Origin of the sequence: Rhodococcus sp. BH4, from assembly GCF_002079265.1 — a bacterium.
Taxonomy (GTDB): domain Bacteria; phylum Actinomycetota; class Actinomycetes; order Mycobacteriales; family Mycobacteriaceae; genus Rhodococcus_F; species Rhodococcus_F qingshengii.
Map to the genome: position 1 here is coordinate 316,820 of NZ_CP014941.1, position 24,845 is coordinate 341,664.

26 protein-coding genes are annotated in these 24,845 nt (G+C 62.8%); 19 read left to right on the top strand and 7 right to left on the bottom strand.

All coding sequences use genetic code 11. The annotated features are described in order from the left end of the window. Nucleotides 1–44 precede the first annotated feature (44 nt). The 12 genes from amt (at nt 45) to A0W34_RS01530 (ending at nt 10,704) form a co-directional block, all read left to right on the top strand. Entirely contained in the window at nt 45–1,724 is a 1,680-nt protein-coding gene (amt, locus tag A0W34_RS01475) for an ammonium transporter (protein ID WP_228117877.1), read from the top strand. Between the two features lie 51 nt (nt 1,725–1,775). Next, a complete protein-coding gene (locus A0W34_RS01480; RefSeq protein WP_007731718.1) occupies nt 1,776–2,078 on the top strand; it encodes an urease subunit gamma in 303 nt (100 codons plus the stop codon). 29 nt (nt 2,079–2,107) lie between these two features. Beyond that, a complete protein-coding gene (locus tag A0W34_RS01485) occupies nt 2,108–2,545 on the top strand; it encodes an urease subunit beta (protein ID WP_003943812.1) in 438 nt (145 codons plus the stop codon). A gap of 35 nt (nt 2,546–2,580) precedes the next feature. After that, nucleotides 2,581–4,299: an urease subunit alpha gene (locus tag A0W34_RS01490; RefSeq protein ID WP_003943847.1), complete on the top strand. Its 1,719-nt coding sequence runs from the start codon at nt 2,581–2,583 to the stop codon at nt 4,297–4,299. Between the two features lie 9 nt (nt 4,300–4,308). Then, nucleotides 4,309–4,956: an urease accessory protein UreE gene (gene ureE, locus A0W34_RS01495; RefSeq protein WP_050655600.1), complete on the top strand. Its 648-nt coding sequence runs from the start codon at nt 4,309–4,311 to the stop codon at nt 4,954–4,956. Continuing rightward, nucleotides 4,940–5,653: an urease accessory protein UreF gene (locus A0W34_RS01500; protein WP_041814527.1), complete on the top strand. Its 714-nt coding sequence runs from the start codon at nt 4,940–4,942 to the stop codon at nt 5,651–5,653. The genes ureE and A0W34_RS01500 overlap by 17 nt, the downstream gene beginning before the upstream one ends. Before the next feature lie 10 nt (nt 5,654–5,663). Further along, on the top strand, nt 5,664–6,305 hold the full coding sequence (ureG, locus tag A0W34_RS01505; RefSeq protein ID WP_007731713.1) for an urease accessory protein UreG: 642 nt from the start codon (nt 5,664–5,666) through the stop codon (nt 6,303–6,305). Continuing rightward, nucleotides 6,302–7,249 carry an urease accessory protein UreD gene (locus A0W34_RS01510; protein WP_073512868.1) on the top strand — a complete coding sequence of 316 codons (948 nt, stop codon included), beginning with the start codon at nt 6,302–6,304 and terminating at the stop codon, nt 7,247–7,249. The genes ureG and A0W34_RS01510 overlap by 4 nt, the downstream gene beginning before the upstream one ends. Before the next feature lie 34 nt (nt 7,250–7,283). Next, nucleotides 7,284–8,327 carry an urea transporter gene (gene yut / locus A0W34_RS01515; protein ID WP_030535783.1) on the top strand — a complete coding sequence of 348 codons (1,044 nt, stop codon included), beginning with the start codon at nt 7,284–7,286 and terminating at the stop codon, nt 8,325–8,327. Between the two features lie 104 nt (nt 8,328–8,431). Beyond that, nucleotides 8,432–8,953 carry a gluconokinase gene (locus tag A0W34_RS01520; protein ID WP_054827082.1) on the top strand — a complete coding sequence of 174 codons (522 nt, stop codon included), beginning with the start codon at nt 8,432–8,434 and terminating at the stop codon, nt 8,951–8,953. Then, a complete protein-coding gene (locus A0W34_RS01525) occupies nt 8,950–9,732 on the top strand; it encodes an SDR family oxidoreductase (RefSeq protein ID WP_007731708.1) in 783 nt (260 codons plus the stop codon). The genes A0W34_RS01520 and A0W34_RS01525 overlap by 4 nt, the downstream gene beginning before the upstream one ends. Before the next feature lie 45 nt (nt 9,733–9,777). Beyond that, the gene (locus tag A0W34_RS01530; protein WP_081557222.1) at nt 9,778–10,704 is read left to right on the top strand and encodes a D-isomer specific 2-hydroxyacid dehydrogenase family protein; all 927 of its coding nucleotides are present in this window, start codon (nt 9,778–9,780) and stop codon (nt 10,702–10,704) included. Here A0W34_RS01530 and nac read toward each other — a convergent pair. Continuing rightward, entirely contained in the window at nt 10,698–11,621 is a 924-nt protein-coding gene (gene nac, locus A0W34_RS01535; protein ID WP_030535780.1) for a nitrogen assimilation transcriptional regulator NAC, read from the bottom strand. The genes A0W34_RS01530 and nac overlap by 7 nt on opposite strands. 191 nt (nt 11,622–11,812) lie before the next feature. Here nac and A0W34_RS01540 point away from each other — a divergent pair, with 191 nt between their 5' ends. From A0W34_RS01540 to A0W34_RS01565, 6 genes are all read left to right on the top strand, one after another. Next, the gene (locus tag A0W34_RS01540; protein ID WP_042921153.1) at nt 11,813–12,616 is read left to right on the top strand and encodes a LamB/YcsF family protein; all 804 of its coding nucleotides are present in this window, start codon (nt 11,813–11,815) and stop codon (nt 12,614–12,616) included. Beyond that, entirely contained in the window at nt 12,613–13,320 is a 708-nt protein-coding gene (locus A0W34_RS01545; RefSeq protein WP_172403470.1) for a 5-oxoprolinase subunit B family protein, read from the top strand. Before A0W34_RS01540 ends, A0W34_RS01545 begins: the two co-directional genes overlap by 4 nt. Beyond that, nucleotides 13,313–14,386 (top strand): biotin-dependent carboxyltransferase family protein, encoded by a 1,074-nt coding sequence (locus A0W34_RS01550; RefSeq protein ID WP_007731701.1) that lies wholly within the window; start codon nt 13,313–13,315, stop codon nt 14,384–14,386. The genes A0W34_RS01545 and A0W34_RS01550 overlap by 8 nt, the downstream gene beginning before the upstream one ends. After that, nucleotides 14,383–15,717 (top strand): MFS transporter, encoded by a 1,335-nt coding sequence (locus A0W34_RS01555; RefSeq protein WP_047271513.1) that lies wholly within the window; start codon nt 14,383–14,385, stop codon nt 15,715–15,717. Before A0W34_RS01550 ends, A0W34_RS01555 begins: the two co-directional genes overlap by 4 nt. A 95-nt stretch (nt 15,718–15,812) precedes the next feature. Next, nucleotides 15,813–16,568 carry an SDR family oxidoreductase gene (locus tag A0W34_RS01560; protein ID WP_007731698.1) on the top strand — a complete coding sequence of 252 codons (756 nt, stop codon included), beginning with the start codon at nt 15,813–15,815 and terminating at the stop codon, nt 16,566–16,568. 11 nt (nt 16,569–16,579) lie between these two features. After that, nucleotides 16,580–17,623 carry an L-idonate 5-dehydrogenase gene (locus tag A0W34_RS01565; RefSeq protein WP_054827404.1) on the top strand — a complete coding sequence of 348 codons (1,044 nt, stop codon included), beginning with the start codon at nt 16,580–16,582 and terminating at the stop codon, nt 17,621–17,623. Between the two features lie 59 nt (nt 17,624–17,682). On the opposite strand, the gene A0W34_RS01570 is transcribed toward A0W34_RS01565, so the two are convergent. The 4 genes from A0W34_RS01570 to A0W34_RS01585 form a co-directional block, all read right to left on the bottom strand. Further along, nucleotides 17,683–18,351, bottom strand: coding sequence for a 4-carboxy-4-hydroxy-2-oxoadipate aldolase/oxaloacetate decarboxylase (locus A0W34_RS01570; RefSeq protein WP_007731695.1), 669 nt, complete (start codon nt 18,349–18,351; stop codon nt 17,683–17,685). A gap of 25 nt (nt 18,352–18,376) precedes the next feature. Then, complete coding sequence (locus A0W34_RS01575) at nt 18,377–19,585, bottom strand: aspartate transaminase (RefSeq protein WP_007731694.1); 1,209 nt, start codon at nt 19,583–19,585, stop codon at nt 18,377–18,379. A gap of 160 nt (nt 19,586–19,745) precedes the next feature. Then, entirely contained in the window at nt 19,746–20,150 is a 405-nt protein-coding gene (locus tag A0W34_RS01580) for a DUF4259 domain-containing protein (RefSeq protein WP_081557223.1), read from the bottom strand. A gap of 25 nt (nt 20,151–20,175) precedes the next feature. After that, nucleotides 20,176–20,796, bottom strand: a complete 621-nt coding sequence (locus tag A0W34_RS01585; RefSeq protein WP_007731691.1) for a LysE family translocator — start codon at nt 20,794–20,796, stop codon at nt 20,176–20,178. 399 nt (nt 20,797–21,195) lie between these two features. Here A0W34_RS01585 and A0W34_RS01590 point away from each other — a divergent pair, with 399 nt between their 5' ends. Further along, entirely contained in the window at nt 21,196–22,206 is a 1,011-nt protein-coding gene (locus A0W34_RS01590) for an alpha/beta hydrolase (protein ID WP_030535774.1), read from the top strand. Nucleotides 22,207–22,214: 8 nt separating this feature from the next. Here the strand turns inward: A0W34_RS01590 and A0W34_RS01595 are convergent, their stop codons facing one another. Then, on the bottom strand, nt 22,215–23,084 hold the full coding sequence (locus A0W34_RS01595; protein WP_047271521.1) for an MYG1 family protein: 870 nt from the start codon (nt 23,082–23,084) through the stop codon (nt 22,215–22,217). A gap of 37 nt (nt 23,085–23,121) precedes the next feature. Next, on the bottom strand, nt 23,122–24,816 hold the full coding sequence (locus A0W34_RS01600) for a bifunctional metallophosphatase/5'-nucleotidase (protein WP_081557224.1): 1,695 nt from the start codon (nt 24,814–24,816) through the stop codon (nt 23,122–23,124). Between the last annotated feature and the right edge of the window lie 29 nt (nt 24,817–24,845).

Genomic DNA, 24,845 nt, shown 5'->3' on the forward strand with positions numbered 1-24,845 from the left:
GACTTTGTTCAGGTCCGAATAATGCTCGGAGGTCGTCGATGTCGATGGAAATGGTGTTAGCCGAAGCAGTGATAGATAGTGGGGACACGGCGTGGGTGCTGATCTCCGCGGGTCTGGTTCTCTTCATGGTTCCCGGACTCGCCTTCTTCTACGCCGGTCTGGTGCGTGGTAGCAGTGCGCTCGTCATGTTGCAGCAGAACCTCGTCCCACTCGGACTCGTCTCGATTACCTGGGTCGTGTTCGGATACAGCTTCGCGTTCAGTGGAGACTGGGGTTCCGGCTTCCTCGGTGACCTCAAATTGTTCGGCTTGCAGGACATACACACAGCCGCAGCCCCGGGCTTCCACCTGATCGAAGGTGCAGTCGCGGTACCGACTCTGGCGTTCGTGGTCTATCAGATGATGTTCGCGATCATCACGCCCGCGCTGATCACCGGTGCGACCGCAAACCGGCTCAAGCCCTTGGGCTGGGCCGTTCTGCTCGTGCTGTGGTCGATCATCGTCTACCCCCCGATTGCGCACTGGCTCTTCAATCCCGAAGGCTGGTTGGCGCTCCGCGGAGCTCAGGACTGGGCCGGCGGAATTGTCGTCCACGCATCCGCCGGCGCCGCCGCCCTGGCAATCTTGCTGGTGGTCGGTAAACGTCCGGGATGGCCCAACGCCGAGGCAGTCCCGCACTCGGTGCCTCTGGCGTTGATCGGCGCAGGCATCCTGTGGTTCGGCTGGTTCGGATTCAACGCAGGCGACGGATTGGCCGCCGATGGTGTTGCGGCACAAGCCTTGATGAACACTCACATCGCCGCAGCGGGCGGTATGGTCGTCTGGCTCGTCATCGAAAGGTACACCGAGGGCAAGGCCACGGCGATCGGCGGAATCACCGGCGCGGTAGCCGGTCTCGCGACCGTCACCCCTTGCGCCGGCTTCGTCAGCACCTTCTCCGCGTTGGCGATCGGCGCGCTTGCCGGACTGGTCTGCCACTTCGCGCTCGCGCTCAAGTCGATCTTCAAGTTCGACGACGCGCTCGACGTCATCGCGGTCCACTTCATCGGCGGCATCCTCGGTTCACTCCTTCTCGGTTTGTTCGGCGAAAAAGCCATCAATTCGATCGGCCGCGACGGACTCTTCTTCGGCGGCGGGGCAGGACTACTCGGCGAGCAGGCGCTGGCGTTGATCGTCGTCATCGCTTTCTCGTTCGTGGTGACCTGGCTGATCGCCACGGGCATCGAGAAGACCATCGGTCTCAAGCTGGCCCCGAAAGACCAGGTGGACATCGACCGTCGTCAGCAAGGCATGGACGCATACCGCTACAACGCCGCATTCGTGGACGCGGGTGGTGCGCCGCAGACCAGCGGGTTCGACTCGGGGGTCCTGGTCGAGGGGGCAAAACTTGTTCCGAACCTCGGCGCCCCGAAGCACGAACTCATCACCGCGGTATTGCAGACCATCGAGTCCGAGAAGCTACGGGAGGCGCTGCTGGCCGCCGGAGCGGAGTCGATAGTCGTATCGGAAGCGCATGTCTCCGCGAGTGACTCGGCCTCGCTCAAGTTCCGCGGACAACGCAACGACGTCGTGTTCACCGAGCGGTTGCGTGTCGAGGTGCTGGTCGCCTCGGAACATGCACAGGCGGTTCTGGACGCGATCAACGAGTACTCGGGCGGCAGGAGGAGCGGTTTCGTCCAGCAAGCGGCCGAACCTCTCACCGAAGCGACGGAACAGGGGAGCTGACATGTATTCGACGACAGGGAGTTACCGCATGATCGACAAGGAGCGTTCAGAATGCATCTGACACCGCGAGAACTCGACAAGCTGACAATCCTCATGTTGGCGGATGTCGCACTGAGGCGAAAGGCAAAGGGGCTCAAACTCAATCACCCGGAGTCCGTCGCAGTTATCACTGCAGCCGCCCTGGAGGGAGCTCGGGAGGGCAAGACTCTCGAGGAGGTCATGGCCGACGCATCGCACGCCTTGACGGTCGACGACGTGATGGACGGTGTGGCGGAGATGATTCCACGTGTGCAGGTCGAGGCGGTGTTCCTCGACGGTAGCCGGCTCGTCACCGTGCACTCTCCGATCCAGTAGCCCGACCGAGATGTCAGGAGCACTCCAAGATGGCAAGCAAATCGACGAAGAAGGATTCCGGCGGCGAGAAGAAAGTACCGGTCGGCGGATACGTGTTGCGGGACGAGCCGATCGAACTCAACGAGGGCCGTCCACGTTTGAAGTTGCGAGTCCGAAACACCGGTGACCGTCCCATCCAGGTGGGTTCGCACTACCACTTCATGGAAGTCAATCGCGCGTTGTCCTTCGATCGTGAACAGTCCTTCGGCTGGCGCCTCGACATTCCCGCGGGCACGGCGGTCAGGTTCGAGCCGGGCGACGAGAAGGAAGTGACGTTGGTGCCGTTCGGCGGCAAGCAACGAGTGCAAGGCTTCAACGGACTTGTCGACGGTTGGGCGCCGACCCACGCCGCCTACCGGCCGAGGCTCCCCGGAGCCGTCCAGCGTGCCGAAGAACTCGGCTTCCTGTCCGAACCTCAAACCGACTGATTCTCGTTCACGGCGGACGAAGGAGAGCAACACCCATGACAAGCATTTCGAGACAAGAGTATTCGGGTCTGTTCGGGGTCACCACGGGTGACCAGATCAGGCTGGGTAATACCGACCTGTACATCGAGGTCGAGGAAGATCTTCGAACGATCGGCGACGAGTCGATCTACGGCGGCGGCAAGACGCTGCGCGACGGCATGGGCCAGGATCCGGAGTCGTGCAGCATCGACGGTGCCCTCGACCTCGTGATCACCAACGTGGTCATCGTCGATGCAACCATCGGCGTCGTCAAGGCAGACGTGGGAATCAAAGACGGCAAGATCGTCGGCTGGGGCAAGGCGGGAAACTCCAGCACGATGGAAGGCGTCACCCCGGGGTTGACCACCGGTCCGGCGACCGACGCGATTTCCGGTGAGCAGATGATCCTCACTGCAGCCGGCATCGATCCGCACGTGCACCTCGTGTCACCACAGCAGGCGTACCACGCGCTCAGTGGGGGAGTGACGACGCTGATCGGTGGCGGCATCGGCCCGACCGACGGAACCAACGGCACCACCATCACTTCCGGTATCTGGAACATGGAGATGATGCTCAAGGCCAACGAGGGTTTGCCGGTCAACGTCTGCATGTTGGGCAAGGGGAACTCGTCCGGGCATCAGTCGCTGGTCGAACAGATCAAGGCCGGTGCGGCCGGTCTGAAGGTCCACGAGGACTGGGGCGCGACACCGGCCACAATTCGTGAGTCTCTTCGGGTGGCAGACGAAATGGACGTTCAGGTCGCCATTCACACGGATACCCTCAATGAGGCCGGATACGTCGAGGACACCATCGCGGCCTTCGAAGGCCGTACCATTCACACCTATCACAGCGAGGGTGCGGGTGGTGGTCACGCACCCGACATTCTGCGGGTGACGGGCGAGGACAACGTACTTCCGGCGTCGACCAATCCGACGTTGCCGTACGGCATCAACACTCAGGCCGAGCTCTTCGACATGATCATGGTCTGTCACAACCTCAATCCCAAAGTGCCCTCGGATGTTTCGTTTGCCGAGTCTCGCGTTCGCGCGGAGACGATCGGTGCCGAGAACGTACTGCAGGACATGGGCGTCATCTCGATGTTCTCGAGTGACTCGCAGGCGATGGGCCGCGTCGGAGAAAACTGGCTTCGCGCGATCCAAACAGCGGACTGCATGAAGCGGTCCCGCGGAAAGCTGCCAGAGGATTCACCGACACACGACAACTTCCGCGTGTTGCGCTACGTCGCGAAGGTCACGATCAATCCAGCGTTGACGTTCGGTCTTTCGCATGTGGTCGGGTCGATCGGTGTCGGGAAGATGGCGGATCTTGTTCTCTGGGAGCCCGCATTTTTCGGTGCGAAGCCGAAGACGATCATCAAGAACGGTCTGATCAGTTGGCATGCCATGGGAGATCCGAATGCTTCACTCCCGACACCACAACCGGTGATCTACCGGCCGATGTTCGGTGGATTCGGCAAGGCGTTGCCGCAGAGTTCGGTCTCGTTCGTCTCGCGAGCGGCACTCGACGACGGCATCAAGGACCGGCTCGGTCTCGAACGTCAGGTTGTTGCTGTCGAGGGGACCAGAACAGTCACCAAGCGTGATCTGGTTCGCAACTCGGCCACTCCGGAAATCAAGGTGGACCCGGAGACCTTCGCGGTGACTGCGGACGGCGTCCACGCATACGTCGAACCTGCCGAATCCATTCGCTTGAACCAACTTTACTTCTTCAGTTAGGGGTCTCCAGTGTCGGGAACAATCACACACACGCACGGCGCCGATGCGACGCCACACACGCACGGCGAGATGACCGCGCCGAGCGGAAAGCCGACGCGAGTCGACGCGCTGCTCGGGAAGGAGACCGACGAGGAGTGGGCCGGTCGACTCGACAATGCGGTAGTCGACGTCTTGTCGCTCGATCAGTGGGAAGCGCAGAAGAGTCGGTTACGACGCACCACGATCGGTGGCCGTGAATTGGCCGTCTCGCTCGATCGGGGTATTCAGTTGCAGGACGGCGACATTCTGCTGTGGGACGAGCAGGCGAACACCGTCGTCGTGGCGAGGATCAACCTCAAGGACGTGTTGGAGATCGACCTGAGCGCACTGGTCGAGGTGACGCCCGAGAAGATGATTCAGACGTGCTTGGAGTTGGGACATGCCGTGGGTAACCAGCACTGGCCTGCGGTGGTGAAGGGAATGAAGGTCTACGTTCCGTTGACCGTCGACAAGGCGGTCATGGGCTCGGTGATGCGGACACATGCTTTCGAGGGCATCGAGTACACCTTCATCCCGGGCGCCGAGGTCATTCCCTACATCGCTCCACACGAGGCACGCCGTTTGTTCGGTGCGGCCGCGCGTGAGGGCGAGGGGCATACCCATGACCCTCTCGTCTGAGGGATCCGGGCTCAGCATCAACCGCGCGATGCGGATGATGCAGTTTTCCGATTCCATGTTCCCGGTCGGTTCCTTCTCGTTCTCCAACGGTTTGGAATCGGCCGTGGCGCAAGGAATTGTCACGGGTGGTCCGTCGCTGCGGGAGTTTGTGCTCTCGGCCGCCCATCAGGGCGCGACGTGCGACGGTATCGCCGTACTCGCGGCGCACCGGGGCGCGACCGCCGGTGACTTCTCGGCGATCCTCGCCGCTGATCATGCAGTGATCGAACGCAAACTCAACGAAGAAGCACGCACGATGAGTACCCGCATGGGTAAGAAGTTGGCCGAACTCGGCGGGCGCTTGGCCGGTGAGACCCTGTTCAACAAGTGGTTGGCCGCGATCGCATCGGGGGAGACGCCGGGTACCTACCCCGTCGGCCTCGGAATTGCTTTCGCGGAGATGGGTTCTCCGGAAGAGGACGCTTTCACGGTCAATCAGTACGGTGTCGCGATGACGTTGCTCGGCGCTGCCCTTCGTATCGTCCGAGTCGATCACCTCACGACGCAAGAGATTCTGTTCGAGGTCAATCAGAGCGCCGGCCGTGAGTACGCCGCAGTGCGTGACTACGGACTCGACGACATGTCCAATTTCGCCCCGATGATCGACATTCTGGCTGCGGTTCACGTCAAGGCGCACGTCCGAATGTTCATGAACTAGAAGGAGAACGATGAAGAAGACAACGCGCATCGGAATCGGCGGACCCGTGGGTTCGGGTAAGACCGCACTCATCGAGGCGATCACGCCGGAGTTCATCAAGCGGGGCACCAGCGTTCTGATCATCACCAATGACGTGGTCACCACCGAAGATGCCAAGCATGTGCGTAAGGCTCTCAAAGGTGTTCTCGTGGAGGAACGCATCGTCGGCGTCGAGACGGGGGCCTGTCCGCACACCGCCGTTCGCGAAGACCCGAGTATGAACCTCGCGGCCGTCGAGGACATGGAGAAGACGTTCCCAGACACCGACGTGGTGTTCATCGAAAGTGGTGGCGACAACCTCACACTGACGTTCAGCCCGGCTCTCGTCGACTTCTTCATCTACGTCATCGACGTAGCCGCAGGCGACAAGATTCCGCGCAAGAACGGTCCGGGAATCTCGCAGTCCGACATCCTGGTCATCAACAAGACCGACCTCGCACCGTACGTCAACGCTGATCTCGGAGTCATGGATCGCGACTCCAAGGGAATGCGCGGCGACAAGCCGTTCGTCTTCACCAATTGCATGACCGGGGAAGGCATCAAGGAAGTGGTGGACCTCATCGTGCACGGAGTCCTCTTCGACGAAGAGGAAGTGGGAGCGAGCGCACCGTGAGCGCAACGTCCGTCCCGGGAGCATCGCGGTCGCTCCCGGGGCCGATCCCGACCATCCCGGAACTCGACCAGTACCAGGACCAGCCGAAGCAGGCCCCGGCCGGCAAGGTCGGGAAGACCGGCGTTCTCGAGATGCGATTTGTCGACCGTGGCGACAAGACGATTCTGCGGGACATGTACCGCAAGACACCGCTGCTCGTTCAGCAGGCGCTGTACTGGGACGAAGCGTTGCCGACCATGCCGTGCGTCTACATGATCTCGACGTCCGGCAGTGTGCTGCAAGGCGATCGACTGTTCCTGACCATCGAGATGGAACCGGGTTCCCTCGCGCACGTGACCACTCAGTCGGCCACCAAGGTTCACCGGATGGATGCCAATCACGCGTCGCAACTCCAGAAAGTGGTGCTCGCGGAGAATTCGTATCTCGAACTGATGCCCGGGGTGACGATCCCACACCGCAACGCGAGGTACTACGCGCGCACCGACATCACGGTGGATCCGACTGCAACGCTGTTGTTCTCGGAGATCGTGATGCCGGGTCGCAAGTATCACGACGGCGGAGAGATGTTCGTCTACGACCTGTACTCCACATTGATCAAGGCGAAGCGTCCGGACGGGAAGAATCTCTTCACCGAGAAGTTGGTGATCGAACCGGCACGCTTCCCCGTGCGATACGGCGGAATCATGGGCGACCACGACGTCTTCGGCAATGTCATCCTACTGACACCGAAGGAGCACGCCGACGCCATTCTCGAGGAGGTAGTTCCGGGCCGTGACGGCAAGGTCGTCTCCGGGGCGAGCCGGCTCCCGAACGACGCCGGTCTCATCTTCAAAGTCCTCGGTCCGGAGAGCGAACCCGTCAAGGCGAAGGTTCGTGATTTCTGGGCTCTGGTGCGAAAGGCAGTTCTGGACACCACCATTCCGCCCGTCCCGCTCTGGGGATGACGCGGATCGCCTGATAGGGATCGAGGGACGTGCGATGACCACCATCACCAAACCCTGGGACGACGTCGCGGACAAGAACGTCGTGCTCAGATTCATCGACACCAATCTCAAAGGCTCCGGGCAGGTGATGTTCCAGGGCAATGCGCTGACGGGCCTGCTGTTTCTGGTCGGTATCTTCTGGGGAGCGATAGCCGCGGACACGATCACCGTCGCAATTGGTGCCGTGGTGGGTCTGGTGGTATCCACCGTCACCGGCATGATGCTGCACTCCGACGACGATTCGATGCGTATCGGCCTGTACGGATACAACGGAGTTCTTGTGGGAGCTGCCTTTCCGACGTTCCTTGCCGGCGGTGTGATGCTGTGGATCTACCTCGTGGTGGGAGCTGCCGCGTCGACGATCGCGTTCCTGGCCGTTGCCAATGTCTTCAAGACGTGGGGCGTACCGGCGCTGACCTTTCCGTTCAACCTCGTCAACTGGTTCTTCCTCCTCGCGGCGTTCCAGTTCCTGCGGATCGAAACGTCAGACCTCAGCGCGGGCCAGTTTCCCCAGCACATCGGGGACGCGTCAGTTCATGCCGAAATTACTTTCAGCTTCCTGTGGGACACGCTGTTCCGCAACGTCTCCCAGATCTTTCTGATCAACAACACCGTCACCGGCATTATCTTCGTGATCGCGCTGCTGGTCGCGTCGCGTTGGGCGGCGTTGTTCGCGCTCATCGGTTCCGCGATAGCGATGGGTTCGGTACTGGCGCTGGGCGCAAACACCGTCGACATCGGCAATGGTCTCTACGGGCTCAGTTCGGTGCTGACGGCAATTGCTCTCGGATCGGTGTTCTACAACCCGTCGTGGCGTGTGTTCGTCTACACCGTCTTCGGAGTACTGGTGACTGTTGTCATCCACGGCACGCTGGTGTCTGCCTTTGCTCCGATCAGCCTGCCGGCCGGAACGGGCCCGTTCGTCTTCGCGACGTGGCTGTTCCTGCTGCCGAAGAAGAAGTTCGTTCCCATCCAGCACGACACCATCGAGGGTGGAGCGGCCGAGGGCAAGGATTCGATCGCGAAGGCGAACGGATAGGGCTCGAACGGGCAGAAGTTCCTAGATCGTTCCGCTATGGCACCCTCGCGAACCGGTATCACTCGAGTATTGTCTGGCCTTCGGTAGTCGGGCATGGTCGAAGCATGACCGTGCAGGTAGTTGTGATGGGTGTGGCCGGTGCTGGAAAAAGCACCGTGGCAGTGGGTCTCGCCACGTCTCTCGGGGCAGACTTCGTCGACGGTGACGATCTGCATCCCGAGTCCAATGTCGCCAAGATGCGTTCGGGGACACCGTTGACCGACGAAGATCGCGTGCCGTGGCTCGACGCGATCGCGGCCTGGTTGTCCGGGCGTGCCGATGCGGGACGAACAGGCGTCGTTGCCTGTTCGGCTCTGCGGAAGGACTATCGGGGCCGGTTGCGCCCGGACGGTCTCGACGTGCAGTTCGTCCACCTGGCCGGTGATTTCGAGACTATCTCCGCACGTATGCGTTCCCGCGCCGGGCACTTCATGCCGGAGAGTCTGCTCATCTCCCAGTTCGAGGCTCTCGAACCGCTTACAGACGACGAGCGCGGCATCACGCTGAATGTCGTCTCCGAACCGAGCACACTGGTGGGCGAGGCAGTCGACTACATCCATACATCTCAGAGGAGCGTCACAGCGTGAGTAGCACCGCAAGCCCCGGCCCGTTCGACATTTCCGGGAAGGTCGCGCTGGTGACGGGTTCGAGCCGAGGCATCGGCTCGGCCCTCGCGACTGGTCTCGCCGAGGCGGGTGCGGTGGTGGTGCTCAACAGCCGAAATTCCGACGTGCTCGAAGCCGAGCGTCGACGCATCGCCGACGCGACCGGCGCAACGGTGCACGCATACGCGTTCGACGTCACCGATTCGGCCGCCGTCCGGGATGCGGCGACACGCATCGAGGCGGAGGTCGGCCCGGTCGAGATCGTTGTCAACAACACCGGCGTGCAGCACCGCGCCCCGCTTCTCGAGTTCGGCGACGACGACTTCCGGCGTGTCATGGACACCAACCTGACCAGTGCGTTCTACGTCGGACGTGAATTCGCCCGCGGCATGGTCGAGCGCGGACACGGGAAGATCGTCAACATCTGCTCGGTGCAGAGCGAGCTCGGCCGAGCGGGAATCGCACCGTACGCGGCCAGCAAGGGCGGGCTCAAGATGCTCACCCGCGGAATGTGCGCCGACTGGGCACCCTTCGGTTTGCAGATCAACGCGATCGCACCGGGATACTTCGACACCGAACTGACCTCTGCGCTGGTCAACGATCCGGAGTTCACCGCGTGGCTCGCCAAGCGGACACCCGCCGGACGTTGGGGCCGTACCGAGGAGCTGATCGGGTCGCTACTGTTCTTGGCCTCCCCGGCTTCGGATTTCGTCAACGGTCAGATCCTCTACGTCGACGGCGGAATGACGGCCGTCGTCTGATTGTCCGCTGTTAGATCGTCCGCTACTCGAACAGAAAGCACCCACATGACAGACGCCAGCGCCCCTCGTATCCACCTCGGTCCCGTCGAGGATCCTCACGTCGCCGACGGAATACGCCGAGCCGGTGGAGTTCTCGTTCCACTGGCAGACGCCGAGGGCGTCGTGTGGGTACACGGGCCGGAGACGTTCCCGTCGTCGCTACCCGATTCGGTTCGCTGGGTGCAGTTGCCGTTCGCCGGCATCGAGCCCTGGTTCGACGCCGGGGTGATCGACGACAAGCGGGTCTGGACGTCTGCTGCCGGAGCGTACGCGGGCAATGTTGCCGAACATACGATGATGCTTCTCCTCGCCGGAGTTCGTTCTATCCCCGAACAATTGGCGGCGCAGTCGTGGCGCAAGGAAGAGTTCGACCCGCGGGTGGGCACTTTGCAGGGCTCGACAGTGGCGATCATCGGTTGCGGCGGAATCGGCCGTGCGTTGATCCCGTACCTCGCCGCGTCCAAAGTCAAGGTCATCGCGATCACCCGCTCCGGGACCCCTGTCGAGGGTGCTTCCGAAACGCTCTCGGCCGACCGCACCGGCGAAATCTGGTCCAAGGCAGATCACTTCGTGATCGCAGCACCGTCGACATCCGCGACGCGGCATCTGGTCGGCAAGGCCGAACTGGACCAGATGTCGGAGTCGAGCTGGATCGTGAACATCGCGCGTGGCACCCTCGTCGACACGGACGCATTGGTCGACGCACTGGAAGCCGGTTCGATCGGCGGGGCGGCACTGGACGTCACCGATCCCGAGCCGTTGCCGGACGGGCATCGGTTGTGGAAGCTGCCCAACGCGATCATCACTCCACACGTCGCCAACCCGGCTACGACGCTCACCCGCGTCCTGGCAGATCACGTTGCAGCCAACGTCGCCCGATTCGCCGCAGGTGAGGACCTCGCCGCCGTGATCGATCCGTCGGCGGGCTACTGACCGCTCGCGTTGGTTCCCTTCACGTAATCGGCAACGACGGTGCGCAGAACATCGCGCACCGCCTCGGCCGGTTTGGAGAGGGGCTGATTGGCCGGGGTGCCAAGGGAGACATGCACTTCGATGCCCGGCTCGATGCGTCGTAGCTCGAGCGCTTCGACGTCCATGACCCTGCGGGCCACCGACCACGGCAGAACCGTCGCGCCCAATCCGGTGCGTACGGCCTCGGACAGCGTCATCACCGATTCCACTTCGGCCACGACGTTCGGTTGCTGCTCTGCACGGTCGAAAGCCTGCTCCACCACCTTGCGGATGGTGTGCATCCGACCCGGAAGCAATAGTGGCAGTTCGGCGATCTCGGGCAGGGAGATGTCGGATCCCGATTCGCCTGCCAGTCCGGTACCGAACGGCGCAACCACCACCAGCTCCTCGGTGAGCAAGCGTTCGAACGTCACACCCTTGATCGGGCCGGCGTCGTACAACAACGCCAGATCCATGCGACCGGTCATCATCGCTTCGCTGAGCACGCCACCGAAGTTCTCGTTGATGTGCAACAAGATATTCGGGTGCTGCTCGCGCACACGGGCCAAGAGCGGCAAGGCGATTGCCGTCGCGGTGCTGTACGGGGCGAGGCCGACCGAGACGCCACCCGCCAGCGCCCGTCCGACCACGGACACCTCGGCCTGGGCACTCTCCACCTGACGCAGAATCACCTGAGCATGCCGATAGAGTGCGTGCCCCGCATCGGTCGGCTCGACACCCTGTTTGCTGCGGATCAGAAGTTGCTGACCGAACTGCGTTTCCAGCGACGTCATCTGTTGGCTCAGGGCGGGTTGTGCGATGTGCAGGATGTCGGCGGCTCGGGTGATGCTGCCGGCATCGACAATTCGTACGAACGAGTAGAGCCTTCTCGTGTCCATGCTGTGCAAACTACCAGCTCAACGGACATATCGAATTCCGATCACCCCAACGCGAAACGGTATTAACAACCCTTTGGCGTTCCTGAGTAGCGTCCCAGAAACACCGAAGTCGACACACAGAACTTCGACAGTCGGACCAACCACGGGCAACGGCGCCCGTACGAACAAGTAAACGAACCGGAAGGACCGAAATGGCAACCAGCATCGATCTTGTCGCCGATCTCGGCGAAGGTTTCGGCACGTGGACCATGGGCGCCGACGATGCTCTGCTCGACACGCTGACTTCGGCCAACATCGCTTGCGGATTCCATGCAGGCGATCCACGAACCATGGATGCGACCGTGCGGGGGTGCGTATCGCGCGGTATCGGCATCGGCGCGCATCCGAGTTTTCCGGACCTCGCCGGATTCGGACGTCGCGCGATGGATCTCAGTGAGAACGAGGTCCGAACCGACGTGCTGTTCCAACTCGGCGCCCTTCACGCCTTTGCGGTCGCGAGCGGAACGTCGTTGTCGCACATCGCTCCCCACGGCAAGCTCGGGAATCTTGTTGCCGTACGCCAGGATTACGCGCGCGCCGTCGTCGATGCGGTCGCGGCCTTCGATCCGTCGTTGATCGTGCTCGCCCAGGACGGGGCGTTGGCCGACGAGGCGACTGCCCGCGGATTGAGCGTCGGCATCGTCGGAATCGCGGATCGCGCATACAACTCCGACGGAACTCTCGTGCCCCGCAGCGAGCCGGGAGCGGTGATTCACGACGTCGACGTTCTGGTCGAGCGGACCGTTCGGATGGTGGTCGAGGAAGTCGTCGAAGCTGTGGACGGCACGTTGATCCCGGTTGTCGCCGATACGGTCCTCGTGCACGGTGACAACCCCGGTGCCGTCGCGAACGCGAAGGCGATTCGCGCCGCGCTCGAGGCCGCCGGTGTCACCATTGCGCCGCTGACCCGGGTCGTGGCGTCACGGCGGGCCCGTGATGTCGGGTGTCCCGCGTGAAGACCTACGTCGCCGACTGCGGTGACGCCGCCGTTCGCGTCAGTGTCAGCGGCGGGACCGCCGAGCAGAACTGGAACACCGTTCGATCGATCGCTGCACGTTTCGATCTCGGTGCCGACGGCATCGTCAGCGTCATCCCGACATACGACGCCCTGCTGGTCGAGTTCGACAACCTCCTCACCGACCACGACGCCGTCCGCGGCCTGGTTCGCGAAGCAACGACTATCCCCCGACCGCTGGAAGGTGAACCTAGGACGTTCGAGATCCCCGTCGTCTACGGGGGCGAACACGGCCCGGACCTGGGTGATACAGCGCGGTTTCTCGGCGTCACCGAAGCCGAAGTGGTGCGCCTTCACTCCGCAGCCCCGTTGGTCATGCGTTGCTACGGCTCACCCGGCGGCGCCCCGATGCTCGACGGCCCGGCGTTCGGCCTTCCCATCCCGCGCCGATCGAGCCCGCGACCGCACGTCGCGGCCGGTTCCGTTGCGGTGGCCGGACGTCAGGCAGTCGTTTCGGCCAGGCCTGCGCCCGGCGGTTGGGCAGTGATCGGCCGGACCCCGCTCATCCTGGTCGATCCGGCGTCGGAGCAGATTTCTGCCTACCGCCCGGGCGATCTGTTCGTCTTCCGTGCGATCGACGCCGATCGCTGGGACGACTTCGACGGACGCTCGCTCCTGCCCGTAGGGGGTGATCCCCATGGCTGAGACCGTCACCGTCCTGACTCCCGGAATCAGCTCCGTCCAGGATTTGGGGCGTGGATCGGCGTCACAGTTCGGTCAGGCGACGGGCGGCGCAGCCGACCAGATCAGCGCGGAGATCGCCAACGCGTTGGTGGGTAGTAGGCGCGAGGCCCCGCTACTGGAGTTGACGGCCCTCGACTTTTCAGCGTCGGCGTCCACGGATCTGCTGATCGCCGTCACGGGTGCACCCGCAACGGTGACGGTGGACGGACATCGGCAACCGCAGTGGGAACCGATCGTCTGGCGAGCCGGTCAGCGGCTTGCCGTCACCGGAATCCACGACGGATTGCGCGTCTACGTCGCCGTCCACGGAGAGCTGACGGCCGACTACCTCCTGGGCAGCTGCGCTCCCGACCAGGTCCTCGGATTCGGCCGTCACTTGACCGCGGGGGAGACGCTGGTCGTCGACACCGACTGCCCGCCGATCGACCACCCGGTCTTCCGGCTACCGCTGTTCCGGTTGTTGCCCGACCGACCGTCCTTCGGCAACGTGTGGACGCTCGACGTGACCGACGGCCCCGACATCGACGACTTCGGGGAGAGTGCAGCCGCGCTGTTCGGCACCGAATTCGTGGTGGGCGATCAGAGCAATCACATCGGGCTTCGGCTGGCATCTACCGATGAGCAGCCGCTCCCACAGCGCACCGGCACCGGCGAGGTCCTCTCGCGCGGCGTCCCCATCGGTGCCGTCGAAGTACCCGCTGGCAACGAACTTCTGGTCCTGCATCGAGGTAGAGGCGTCACCGCCGGTTATCCGGTGCTGGCAGTCGTCACCACCGTTTCACTCTCACAGCTGGGACAGGCCCGACCCGGGCACCGCGTCCGATTCCGGAACTGCAGCGTCGCAACGGCGGTTGCAGAGCACCGCGAACAGCAGCACCGCATCGCCTTGCTGAGGCGGCGTGTGGAGAACGTATTCACCACCCTCCGGATACCTCTCCACACCTCGGAAGCCCGAGTACCGAGCCACGTCGGCACCACACGCCCCGCGAGCGCTCCGCGCCGCGCGTCTATTTTGGAGACAGCATGACCAACACCATCGAAGCGGTAGACGGCCAGGTAGCCGACCCGCGCAAGGTCCGGAAAGTCGTCGCAGCGGGCTGCGTCGGCATCTTCGTCGAGCTCTACGACAACGGTGTCTTCGCGTTCATGGCGACGGCACTGGCCATCGTGTTCTTCGACGTATCGAAGTCGAGCGACGCGCTGATGCTGGTGTTCGCCGGCTACGCGGTCTCGTTCTTCGTTCGACCCCTCGGCGCGGTGGTCTGCGGCATCCTCGGCGACCGGATCGGTCGACAGAAGATGTTGGTGTTCGTCATCATGCTGATCAGCGTGGCGACCGCCGGTATCGGCTTGCTGCCCACCTACGCGGCCATCGGTATCGCGGCACCGGCACTGCTGATCTTTCTGCGGATCGTGCAGGGATTCTCCGTCGGTGGTGAAGCTGCCGGTGCCATGACGTTCCTCGCCGAACACGCCCCGGAAGGCAAGCGCGGCTTGATCACGAGCTACGCGCAGATCGCGTCGTTCCTCGCACTGCTGACCGGAACGATGATCGCGTTTGCCATGTCGCCGTGGCTCAACGCCGACGCGATCAACGGCGGCGGACTCGCATCGTGGGCGTGGCGCATCCCGTTCCTCATGGCCATTCCGATGGGAATCATCGGCTGGTACATCCGCCGCGCGATCTCCGATACCCCGAACTTCGAGCGGCTCAAGGAATCCGGCGGTTTGTCGCGCAATCCGCTCAAGGAAGCATTCTCCACTCCCGAACACCGTCGCGCCATGATCCTCGCCCTGTTCATCCCCTTGATGAATGGTTCCGGCTACTACGTTCTGTTCTCGTACATGCCCACGTTCCTCAAAGGCGATCAGATCGGATTCTCGACCGGGACAGCGCTTCTCGTCACCGCATCCAGCCTGGTCGCGATCTGCTTCGCGATTCCGTTCATGGGTGCTCTCTCCGACCGGATCGGTCGCAAGAAGGTCATCGCCGGTGCAGCTGCGGCAATGGCGATCGGAGCGATCCCCTGCTATGCCATGATCGTGACCGGCAACGTCGGCCTCGCCGTTCTCGGTGCCTGCCTCATGGCAGTGATCTTCGCCGGGCACACAGCCGTCATCCACATCCTGATCGTCGAACTGTTCCCCACGCGGGTTCGCTACTCCGCCTACGGTTTGGGTTACAACATCTCGTCCGCACTCTTCGGTGGTACCGCACCGTTGTTGATGACCTGGTTGATCCCCGAATTCGGTATCTACGTTCCCGCCTTCTACGCGGTCATCACTGCAATCGGCACGCTGATCGCGGTCAGCACCATCACCGATCGCGCCCACGTTCCGCTACGCGACACTCTGTGACTTCTCGCGTGAGTCACTCCTGATCCGGCCCGGTGGCCGCCTGCAGTCCGCGGCGGCCGCCGGGTCATACCAATTTCTTCCTGTAGGAGCACACAATGCCTTTCTCCGATTACCGCACAGCTCTCGTCACCGGCGCCAACACCGGAATGGGTGCCGCCGTCACCGAGATGTTCACCAAGCGCGGACTGACGGTCTACGGCGTCGCCCGCAATGCCGACAAGCTCGGTGAGGTTGCCGATCGCACCGGAATGATCCCTCTGCCCGTGGACATCACCGACACCGCCGCGCTCGCCGAAGCTGTCGGCGGACTGGAGATCGACATCCTCGTCAACAACGCGGGGGTGTCCGCAACCGGAAACATTCTCGACGCCGAAGAAGCATCGGTCGACGCGATGGTGGACGTGAATCTTCGTGCAGTGCTGCACCTGTGCCGCATTCTGCTGCCGGGAATGGTGGAGCGCGATCTAGGTCATGTCGTCAACATCAGCTCCATCGCCGGCCTGTACAACTTCTACGGCCACACTGCCTACCACGCGACCAAGGCTGCGGTGCACCAGATTTCGCGCCAGCTGCGAAACGACTGCATCGGCAAGCGGATTCGAGTGACCGAGATCTGCCCTGGCCGGGTCGAGACCGAGATCTTCGGTCGCAACCTCGGCGGCACGCCCGAAGCCATGAAGGAAGCGTGGGAGACCTTCTACGAAGGCTACGAATCCATCACTACCAAGGACATCGCGGATACCATCGAGTTCGCGATCGACGCCCCTGGCCACGTCAATCTTGGTCTCATCGAGGTGCTCCCCACCTTCCAGGTGCCCGGTGGCCTCGACTTCATCCGTCGCAACGACTGAGAGAGCGCATCATGAGTTTTGTACTACCGGAAACGACGCTCGGAGTGGTGGCCCATGCGGCAGGTGACCTGCGGGTCGAGCATGTTGCGTTGACTGCGCCGACCGCCGAGCAGGCAGTGATCGAGATCGCTTACGGCGGTGTGTGTGGATCAGATCTGCACTACTGGACGCACGGCGCGGCGGGGGAGTCGATTCTGAAGGCACCGATGCTGCTCGGTCACGAGGTGGTCGGCACGGTCGTGACGGCCGCGGCGGACGGAACGGGGCCGGCAGTTGGAACTTCCGTGGCCGTACACCCCGCAACGCCCGGTGGGACCGCGCCTCGGTTCCCGAGCGATCGGCCCAACCTCTCGCCCTGCTGCACATACCTGGGAAGTGCAGCGCAGTACCCACACACCGAGGGCGCCTTCGTGAAATACGCAGTGCTCCCGACACGCATGCTCCGGGAACTGCCCGAGGGGTTGGACCTGCGGACTGCGTCGGTAGCCGAACCGGCAAGCGTTGCCTGGCACGCTGTTTCGCGAGCGGGAGACGTACGCGGGAAGAAGGCGCTGGTCGTCGGCTGCGGACCCATCGGCGCACTGGTCGTGGCTGTGCTCAAACGAGCAGGCGCGCAGTCGATCACCGCGGTCGACGTGCACGACGTTCCGCTGCAGATCGCGTCGACGCTCGGTGCGGATCGGGTTCTCGAGGCCACCGACGCCGAGGCAGTCGCCGCATCCGATGCCGACGTGGTCGTCGAGTGCACCGGCAATCATCGCGGGCTCGAATCCGCTATTCGCGGGGCGACGCGCGGTGGACGGGTGGTCATGCTCGGGCTTCTTCCGTCCGGACCTCAACCGGTACACATTTCGCTGGCGATCACGCGAGAGTTGGAGTTGGTGGGCTCATTCCGCTTCAACGACGAAATCGACGAGGTGCTGCTCGCCCTCGCCGACGGTTCGCTTGCTGTCGATGCTGTTCTCACACACGAATATCCGGTCGAGGAAGCTCTGGAAGCCTTCGCAGTCGCCAAGGATGCTTCGGTGTCGGGGAAGGTGCTGTTGCGGTTCTGAGTCCTTCGACCCTGTGCGCCTTTATTAACCGCGGGCGGTTAATAAAGGCGCACAGCAGGTTATTCGACCACCAGGCCCTTGGCTTCCAGCAGGGCAGTCAGATTGCTCACCTCGAGTGGGGTCTCGCCCCGCTTGTAACGCTCGATGTACCCGGCTTCGGCTTCGTCACGGGCACGCGAGAGTTCGATTGCCTCGGCAACCTCCTCGCGGCGGACCACGACAACGCCGTCGCAGTCACCCTTGACGACGTCACCGGGATAAATGACCTGTTCTCCGAAGACCAGGGGATGGTTGATCGGGCCGAGAGATTCCTTGACGGTTCCCTCGATGTACACGTGCTTGGAGAAGACGGGGAATCCGAGTTCGCGGATCTCCCGGGTATCGCGCACTCCGCCGTCGGTGACCAGTGCGGTAATGCCGCGCGCAACACAGGCATTGGCGAGGACATCGCCGAACTGGCCGGCGGCTTGATCACCTGAAGAGACGATCAGGACGTCACCCGGCTGTGCGTAGCTGATCGCAACCTGCAGCATGAGGTTGTCACGGGGATGGCACTTGACTGTGAAGGCGGAGCCGCAGAACTTCATGTCGCGGTCGATCGGTTTGATCGCCGGATGCAGCGACCCCTTACGTCCCTGTGCCTCGTGAATCGTGGCCGCGGAGAACGTCCCCAGTTCGGCAATCAGGTCCTTGTCCGCGCGATCAATTTTCGTCTTGACGTGAATCATCTTGTACTCCAGAAAGTATGAAAGATCAGGAAAGGCGTTCGACTGCCGCGGCGATCTGTGCCGCGGCCTTTTCGAGGACGGCCTCGGAGGTGGCGAAGGAGATACGGAAGTACGGCGATGCGCCGTAAGCCGAACCCTGAATGGTGGCAACCGACGCCTCGTCGAGGAGATAGAGGACGAGATCCTGGTCGGACTCGATCACGGTGCCATCCGGGGTCTGCTTGCCGATCAAGCCGGCACAGTTGACGAACAGGTAGAACGCACCCTGCGGCACGACGGGCTCGAGCCCGGGGACAACACTGAGGAGGTGAGCCGAGAGGTCGCGTCGTCGTCGGTAACTTCGTACGGATTCGGTGAGGAAACTCTGGTCGCCGGTGAGGGCTTCCACGGCTGCGGCCTGGCTGATCGAGGACGGGCAGGAAGAACTCTGACCCTGCAGTTTGTTGACGGCGCCGATCAATCCGGAATTTCCGAGTCCGTATCCGAGTCGCCACCCGGTCATGGCATGAGACTTGGAGACTCCGTTGGTGACCAGTACCTGATCACGGAGGTGCGGAGCGACCTGCAGCAGACTCGGGATCGGAGCGTCGCCGAAGTTGATCTCGTCGTAGATCTCGTCGACCAACACACTGACATGGGGATTGGCCTCTATCACTTCGGCGAGGGCCTGCAGCTGCTCGCGGGTGTACACAGATCCGGTGGGGTTGCCCGGGGCATTGAGGATGACCCACTTGGTGTTCGAAGTGATTGCAGCGGACAGTGCTTCGGCTGTGAGAAGAAAGTTGTCGGACTCCTCGCACTGAACGATCACCGGAGTCCCGTCGTGAGCGAGGACCATATCCGGGTACGAAACCCAGTAAGGGGCGGGAACGATAACCTCGACGCCGGCTTCGACCGTCGCCATGAGAGCGAGGAAGATGACCTGTTTCGCGCCGCCGCCGACGGTGATCTGGTTGTCCGCGTACTGGATTCCGGTTCGCGAAGCCGCGCGTGCTGCGATTGCCTCGCGTAGAGCCGGGATGCCGTTGACTGCGGTGTACTTGGTCTGACCCGTGTTGATCGCAGTGATCGCCGCAGACTTGATGTTGTCGGGTGTGTCGAAATCGGGCTCCCCGACGGTCAGGTCGAGTATTTCACGGCCCTGGGCCTTCAGCTCGCGCACTCGTTGTGCGGCAGCCACACTCGGCGACTCCCTGATTCTGTCGACGCGCGCAGCCGGAACGAAAGTCGCCATGATGGTCTGCTCCTGGGTCCGGGGTGAGCGTGGATTCCCGTCGTCGACGAGCCACAGTTCTCACTCGGTGATCCGTTCGACCATAGGGTCCTACCAGGGCATCTGACCAAGACCGAACCGTTGTGGCCCGATAAGCAAACGTGATGGAGCGGCGACGGAATCAGACCGACAGAACGCGCAGATCCTCGAGACCGTCCACGACGGGAACTCGCCACGACGCAAGCTCTTCCGGTCCCTGCTCGTCCCACAGTTCGAACAGTTCCGAATCGGTCGATGCGATGGTGCGCTCCACCATTTCGATCAGCCAGGTGAGCCGTTCACTGGTCAGAGTCGAGGTGAAGGAATCGAGATCGAGGTCCTGGGTGGCGGGGTCGCGCTTGCGATCGGCGCGCACGATCAGCACCAATTCGAGCAAGGCGATGGCGATTTGGCCGCCGTCCACCTCGAGGTAGTCGTCCTCGAATGCCCACTCCACCGATTCGAAGGTGAAGTCACCGTGCCCGATGGACGCGATCAAATCCCCTGCACCGTCGTTCTCGAACGGTCCCGATCCCCACGCGCCCACTGTCTACTCTTTTCCGATTGCCGTCTCAGCGCGCTTCGAGCGCGATCTTCGCTCCGAATCCTAGAAGAACTGTTCCGGTTATGCGCTCGAGTGCCTGTCGCACTCGGGGCTTTTCGAAGGTGCTACGCGCTCGCGAGAGAAGGACCACGTAGCCACTGAGCCACACGATGGTGATGGCTGCGTGGATGAGCACCAGCAATGCAAGCGACGGTCCCGTCGGCCACCCGGCCGGAACCAACTGCGGCAACAGTCCGGTGTAGAAGACGGCGATCTTGGGGTTGAGCAGGTTGGTGGTGAAGCCCGTCTTCCATGTCCCGGCCTTCTGCGATCGTGGAGCGTCGGCATTGTGTTGCATCCGCGACGTCCGGCTCTCCCACAGTGCTCGCACACCGAGATAGATCAGGTAAGCCGCGCCGGCGAGCTTGACCACCGTGTACGCCTCGGCCGACGCGGCGAGGATCGCCGAAAGCCCGAGGACGGTCAACAGACCCCACACCAGAAGGCCCGAGACGATGCCGGCCGCTACCCGGAAACCGGCGGATCTGCCCGCGCCGAGAGCAGCCTGCGTCACGACGGCCATGTCGGGCCCGGGGACCAGAGTCAGTAGGGCGAGCACAGCTGTGGCGGCGAGCAGAGCGGTCAGCATGCAACAAGTATGAAGTCGGGGTGGGGAGCATTGTCGGCCGGTGGTGTCGGGCCTGTGAACAAAGAGTGGCGCGGCGGTGTGAACTGCATGGACACGCCCGGAAACCGGCGTCTCGCGAGCCCTGTTCGACAGAGTTATGCACACTGTGGGGAAACGAATCGTTGCAGGTAGGAGGAATAACTCTGTTGTAATTCATCCTTTTGTCCACAGGTTATGCACAACTGGGAAGTGGATGTGAATGAAGTTATCCACACCTGTGTGTGCATCGGTGGAGAACTGTCCAACTCCATTGGATACCCGCGAGTAATAAATCCCAACCAGTGGGTTGACCCCGGGACGTTCGTCCTGTCCAATCGAGGGTCAGCGGTAGTCGTGCGATGCTCAGGGGGCGCTTGACGGATGCGGAGATTTGGGTTTGTCGGGATTGTGTTGGTCGTGCTCGCGCTTGTCGTGGGCGGAGTGGCGTATGCCGAACCGGCACCTGAAAACCCACCAGGAGATTCGGCCGGTCAGGCCGGGGCTCACATCAATCGCATAGAGCAGTTGTCGCCCACACGCAGTGCCGTCTTCGTCGAGTCGCCGGCCATGCGGCGCGAGGTGCAAGTGCAGGTTCTGCATCCAGCGTCGAGTGCCGGTTCGCGTCCGTCCTTCTACCTACTCGACGGCGTCAGTGCCGGTTCGGAATCCGGATACTCCGAAAGCACCTGGACTCAAAAGACCGACATCGAAGCGTTTTTCGCCGACAAGAACGTCAACGTCGTTCTCCCTGTTGGCGGTACCGGCAGTTTCTACACCAACTGGAAGAACGACGATCCGAACCTCGGTGTGAACAAGTGGGAATCGTTTCTCGCTGAAGAGCTTCCGGCGTTGATCGATTCTGCGTTTTCCGGAAATGGGACGAATGTGGTCGGCGGGGTGTCCATGGGTGCGCTCGGCGCGGCCAACCTCATCACACATCACCCGAAGCTCTATACCGGATTGGCCTCGTACAGTGGCTGTCTCGACAACTCCGAATCGTCCTCGCAGGATTCCGTGCGGCTCACCGTGGCCAGCAAGGCGGGCGACGCCACCAACATGTGGGGCCCGGCGTCGGACCCCGACTGGCAAAAGCACGACCCGTCCACCAACGCGGAAACGCTGCGTGGGAAGACGATCTACGTGTCCTCCGGTACAGGTGCGCCCGGAGAATACGACAACGTCTTCACCCCGAGTGGACTGCAGACTGCCATCGAAGGCGGACCGCTCGAGGCGCTCGCTAATACGTGCACACAACTGTTCGAAGCGAGGTTGGGGGAGTTGTCGATTCCCGCAGTGTTCGCGTATCGGAACGACGGCACCCATTCGTGGCCGTACTGGCAAGACGCGCTTCACGATTCCTGGCCGACGGTGAAGACGGCGCTGGGAATGTGAGCTGAGAACTACTCGGCCAGTGCCAGTTCGAGCAATTGGAGGGCGCCGTCACGGGTCTGCGCAGCCGCGATGAACCCGGCCTTGTGGCAGAAGACCGAACTGTCGACGCCTGTCTGGGCGGCAAGATCCGAGCCGTTCAGGCCGCGCCACGGCTCCGGCAACAGCTTTCGTGAACCGAACTTGGAGTCAGCAGGCTTGACCGTCTGAATCGACCAGCCGCCGTTGGTGTTCGGGAAGATGGTGAACAGCAGTTCCGGCTGGGCCGACGCGGCGCGGCCGTGGGGAACGAAGCGTTCCAGGACGACGAAGCGCGGATCCGTTGCTTTTTCGTAGGTCTCGGTGAACTCGCGCTCGGCGGCCGCGTCGCCGGCGTACTTGGCGCGCAGGCGAATCAAGACCTGGGTTGCGAGAACGACGGCCAGCTCGAACTGGGTGTCGAACTCCTCGTCGGTGGACGAGATCGGATTGAAAAGGTCCAGCACGGACGACAGATCAAAAGGCTTGGTGCCGTAGTCGTTGAGGGTGTAGATCTCTTGGCCGTTGTCGACGGCGTCGATGCCCTCGACCAGTCGGCTGTCGATACGGCGGAACACGGAGGCGTCGCCTTCACAGAACTGCAGGCCGTATTCCTGCCAGAGCAGACCGAAGGCGGAGTACAGGATGCCGTTGCTGCGCTCGCCGGCATCACGCTGGTGATGGTCGAAGCGCCCCTCGGCAGGGTTGTAGCGACCGCCGACGTCGAGCACGATGTCCGCGCTGCCCAGGACGGACTCGTCACGGCTGCGAACGACGGTGGCGTCGGGGTACAGCTGCTTGAGCAGCGATACGCCGAAGACGTCGTCTGCATGGAACTTGCCGTTATGGGTCGCGATGATCACCCGTCGAGACTAGGCAATCGAGCGCGGGGATGCCTAGTCAGCCGATGGTGCGGATGCGGTCGGTGGCAGGTGGCGAGACCGGCGACCCGGCTGCGAACAGGGCGGTCAAGGCGTCGAGGTCGTTGCCGGCACCGGTCATCTGGGTGGAGTTCTTCAGCGCGGTGAAGCCGTCCCCGCCCTCGGCGAGGAACTTGTTCACCACGACGCTGTAGACGGCGTCGGGCGCGATGTCCTGCCCGTTCAGACGCATTTCCGAGATTCGCGAGCCCGGCGCTGCTCGCCGGTCCATGGCGTAGGTGAAGCCCGCGGACGGGGAGAGGATGCGCTCGGTAGCGGTGCCGTCGAGGTCGATCTGGAATTGCTGTTCGAGAGCGTCCTTCAACACCGCTCCTGTGACGGAGAGCACCTCGAGACTGTTGCCGAAGGGTTGCACACCGTAGGCCTGGCGGTAGGTGATCTGGCCGGAAGTGCCGAAGTCCAAGTCCTCGCGCATGCCGCCGGGGTTCGTCAACGCGAGTTGAGCGCCTCGTGTCGATCCGGCGGCGAGTTGAGCGTCGGCGACCAGGTTGCCGAGTGTCGATTCGCCGCTGGGTACCCGGTCCCGTGTCAGATCGGCGGTGATGGTCCCCACCGGTCGCTGAGCGCTTTCCGATGCCTCCGACCAGGCTCGGTCGGCGAGCGCCTGAATATCGGGATCCGGCGAAATATCGTGTGTCACTATCTGATTGAACGCGGACGTCTGATCGCGAACGACCTCGCGGGTGTTGCGATCGATGGTGACGTCTGCGACGGACACGATCCGGCCGTGCGAAGCGCCCTGCATCACGACTCTGGGATTGCCTGCGGGATCAGGGAATTCGCAGTTGTACTGCTGGTGGCTGTCGGCGGTGAAGATGACGTCCACCTTCGGTGACGCACGAAGGGCGATGTCGCGGGCCGGCCCGGACTCGACGTTGCAGTCGTTGGGCCCACCTTCGACGGCCGGTTCGTCCCCACGGTGCAGGAGGACGGTGATGGCTTTGACGCCGAAGAAGTCGAGGACGTCGGCGGTGCGGTTGATCGCTTCGACCTCGTCGCCGAACTGCAGATCGGCGATCCCGCCCGGTGTCACGATCTGCGACGTGTTGGCGGGGGAAATCGCTATGACTCCGAGCGGAATGCCGTCGACCATGTTCACGGTGAACGGCAGCGTGGCCGGAGCGCCGTTGGTGTACGTCATGTTCGCGGCCATCAGAGGGAAGTTGGCGCCGCCGAAGGACGGACTGAACGTGCACGCATCGACGGCGGAGCAACCGCCGGACTGCATGCGACGGAACTCGGCGAGCCCTTTGTCCAGTTCGTGGTTGCCGATCGCGGAAGCGTCGATCTTCATCCGGTTCAGGAGTTCGACCGTCGGTTCGTCGTTGAACATCGCCGACTCGAGCGCCGACGATCCCCAGTTGTCACCGACCGAATACAGCAGCGAGTTGGTGGCCTGGCTGCGAAGTTGCGTCACGTAGGCCGCGAGATACGCCGCGCCACCTGCGGGAGTGAGCGAGCCGTCGGCCTGCCTGATCTCGCTGCGAACACCTTCCGGCGGGCGGAGACTGCCGTGCAGATCGTTGAACGCCAACAGACGTACCGACACCGTGTCCTGGGACTCTGCGTTGGCGACGCCACTCAGGGAGGTCGCGGTGGTGGCGAGAAGGGTCGTTGCGAGCACGGCACACGTTCGTGTCATGCGTCGCGTCATGCGTCGTGCTCCCTCACTCGGACCGGCCT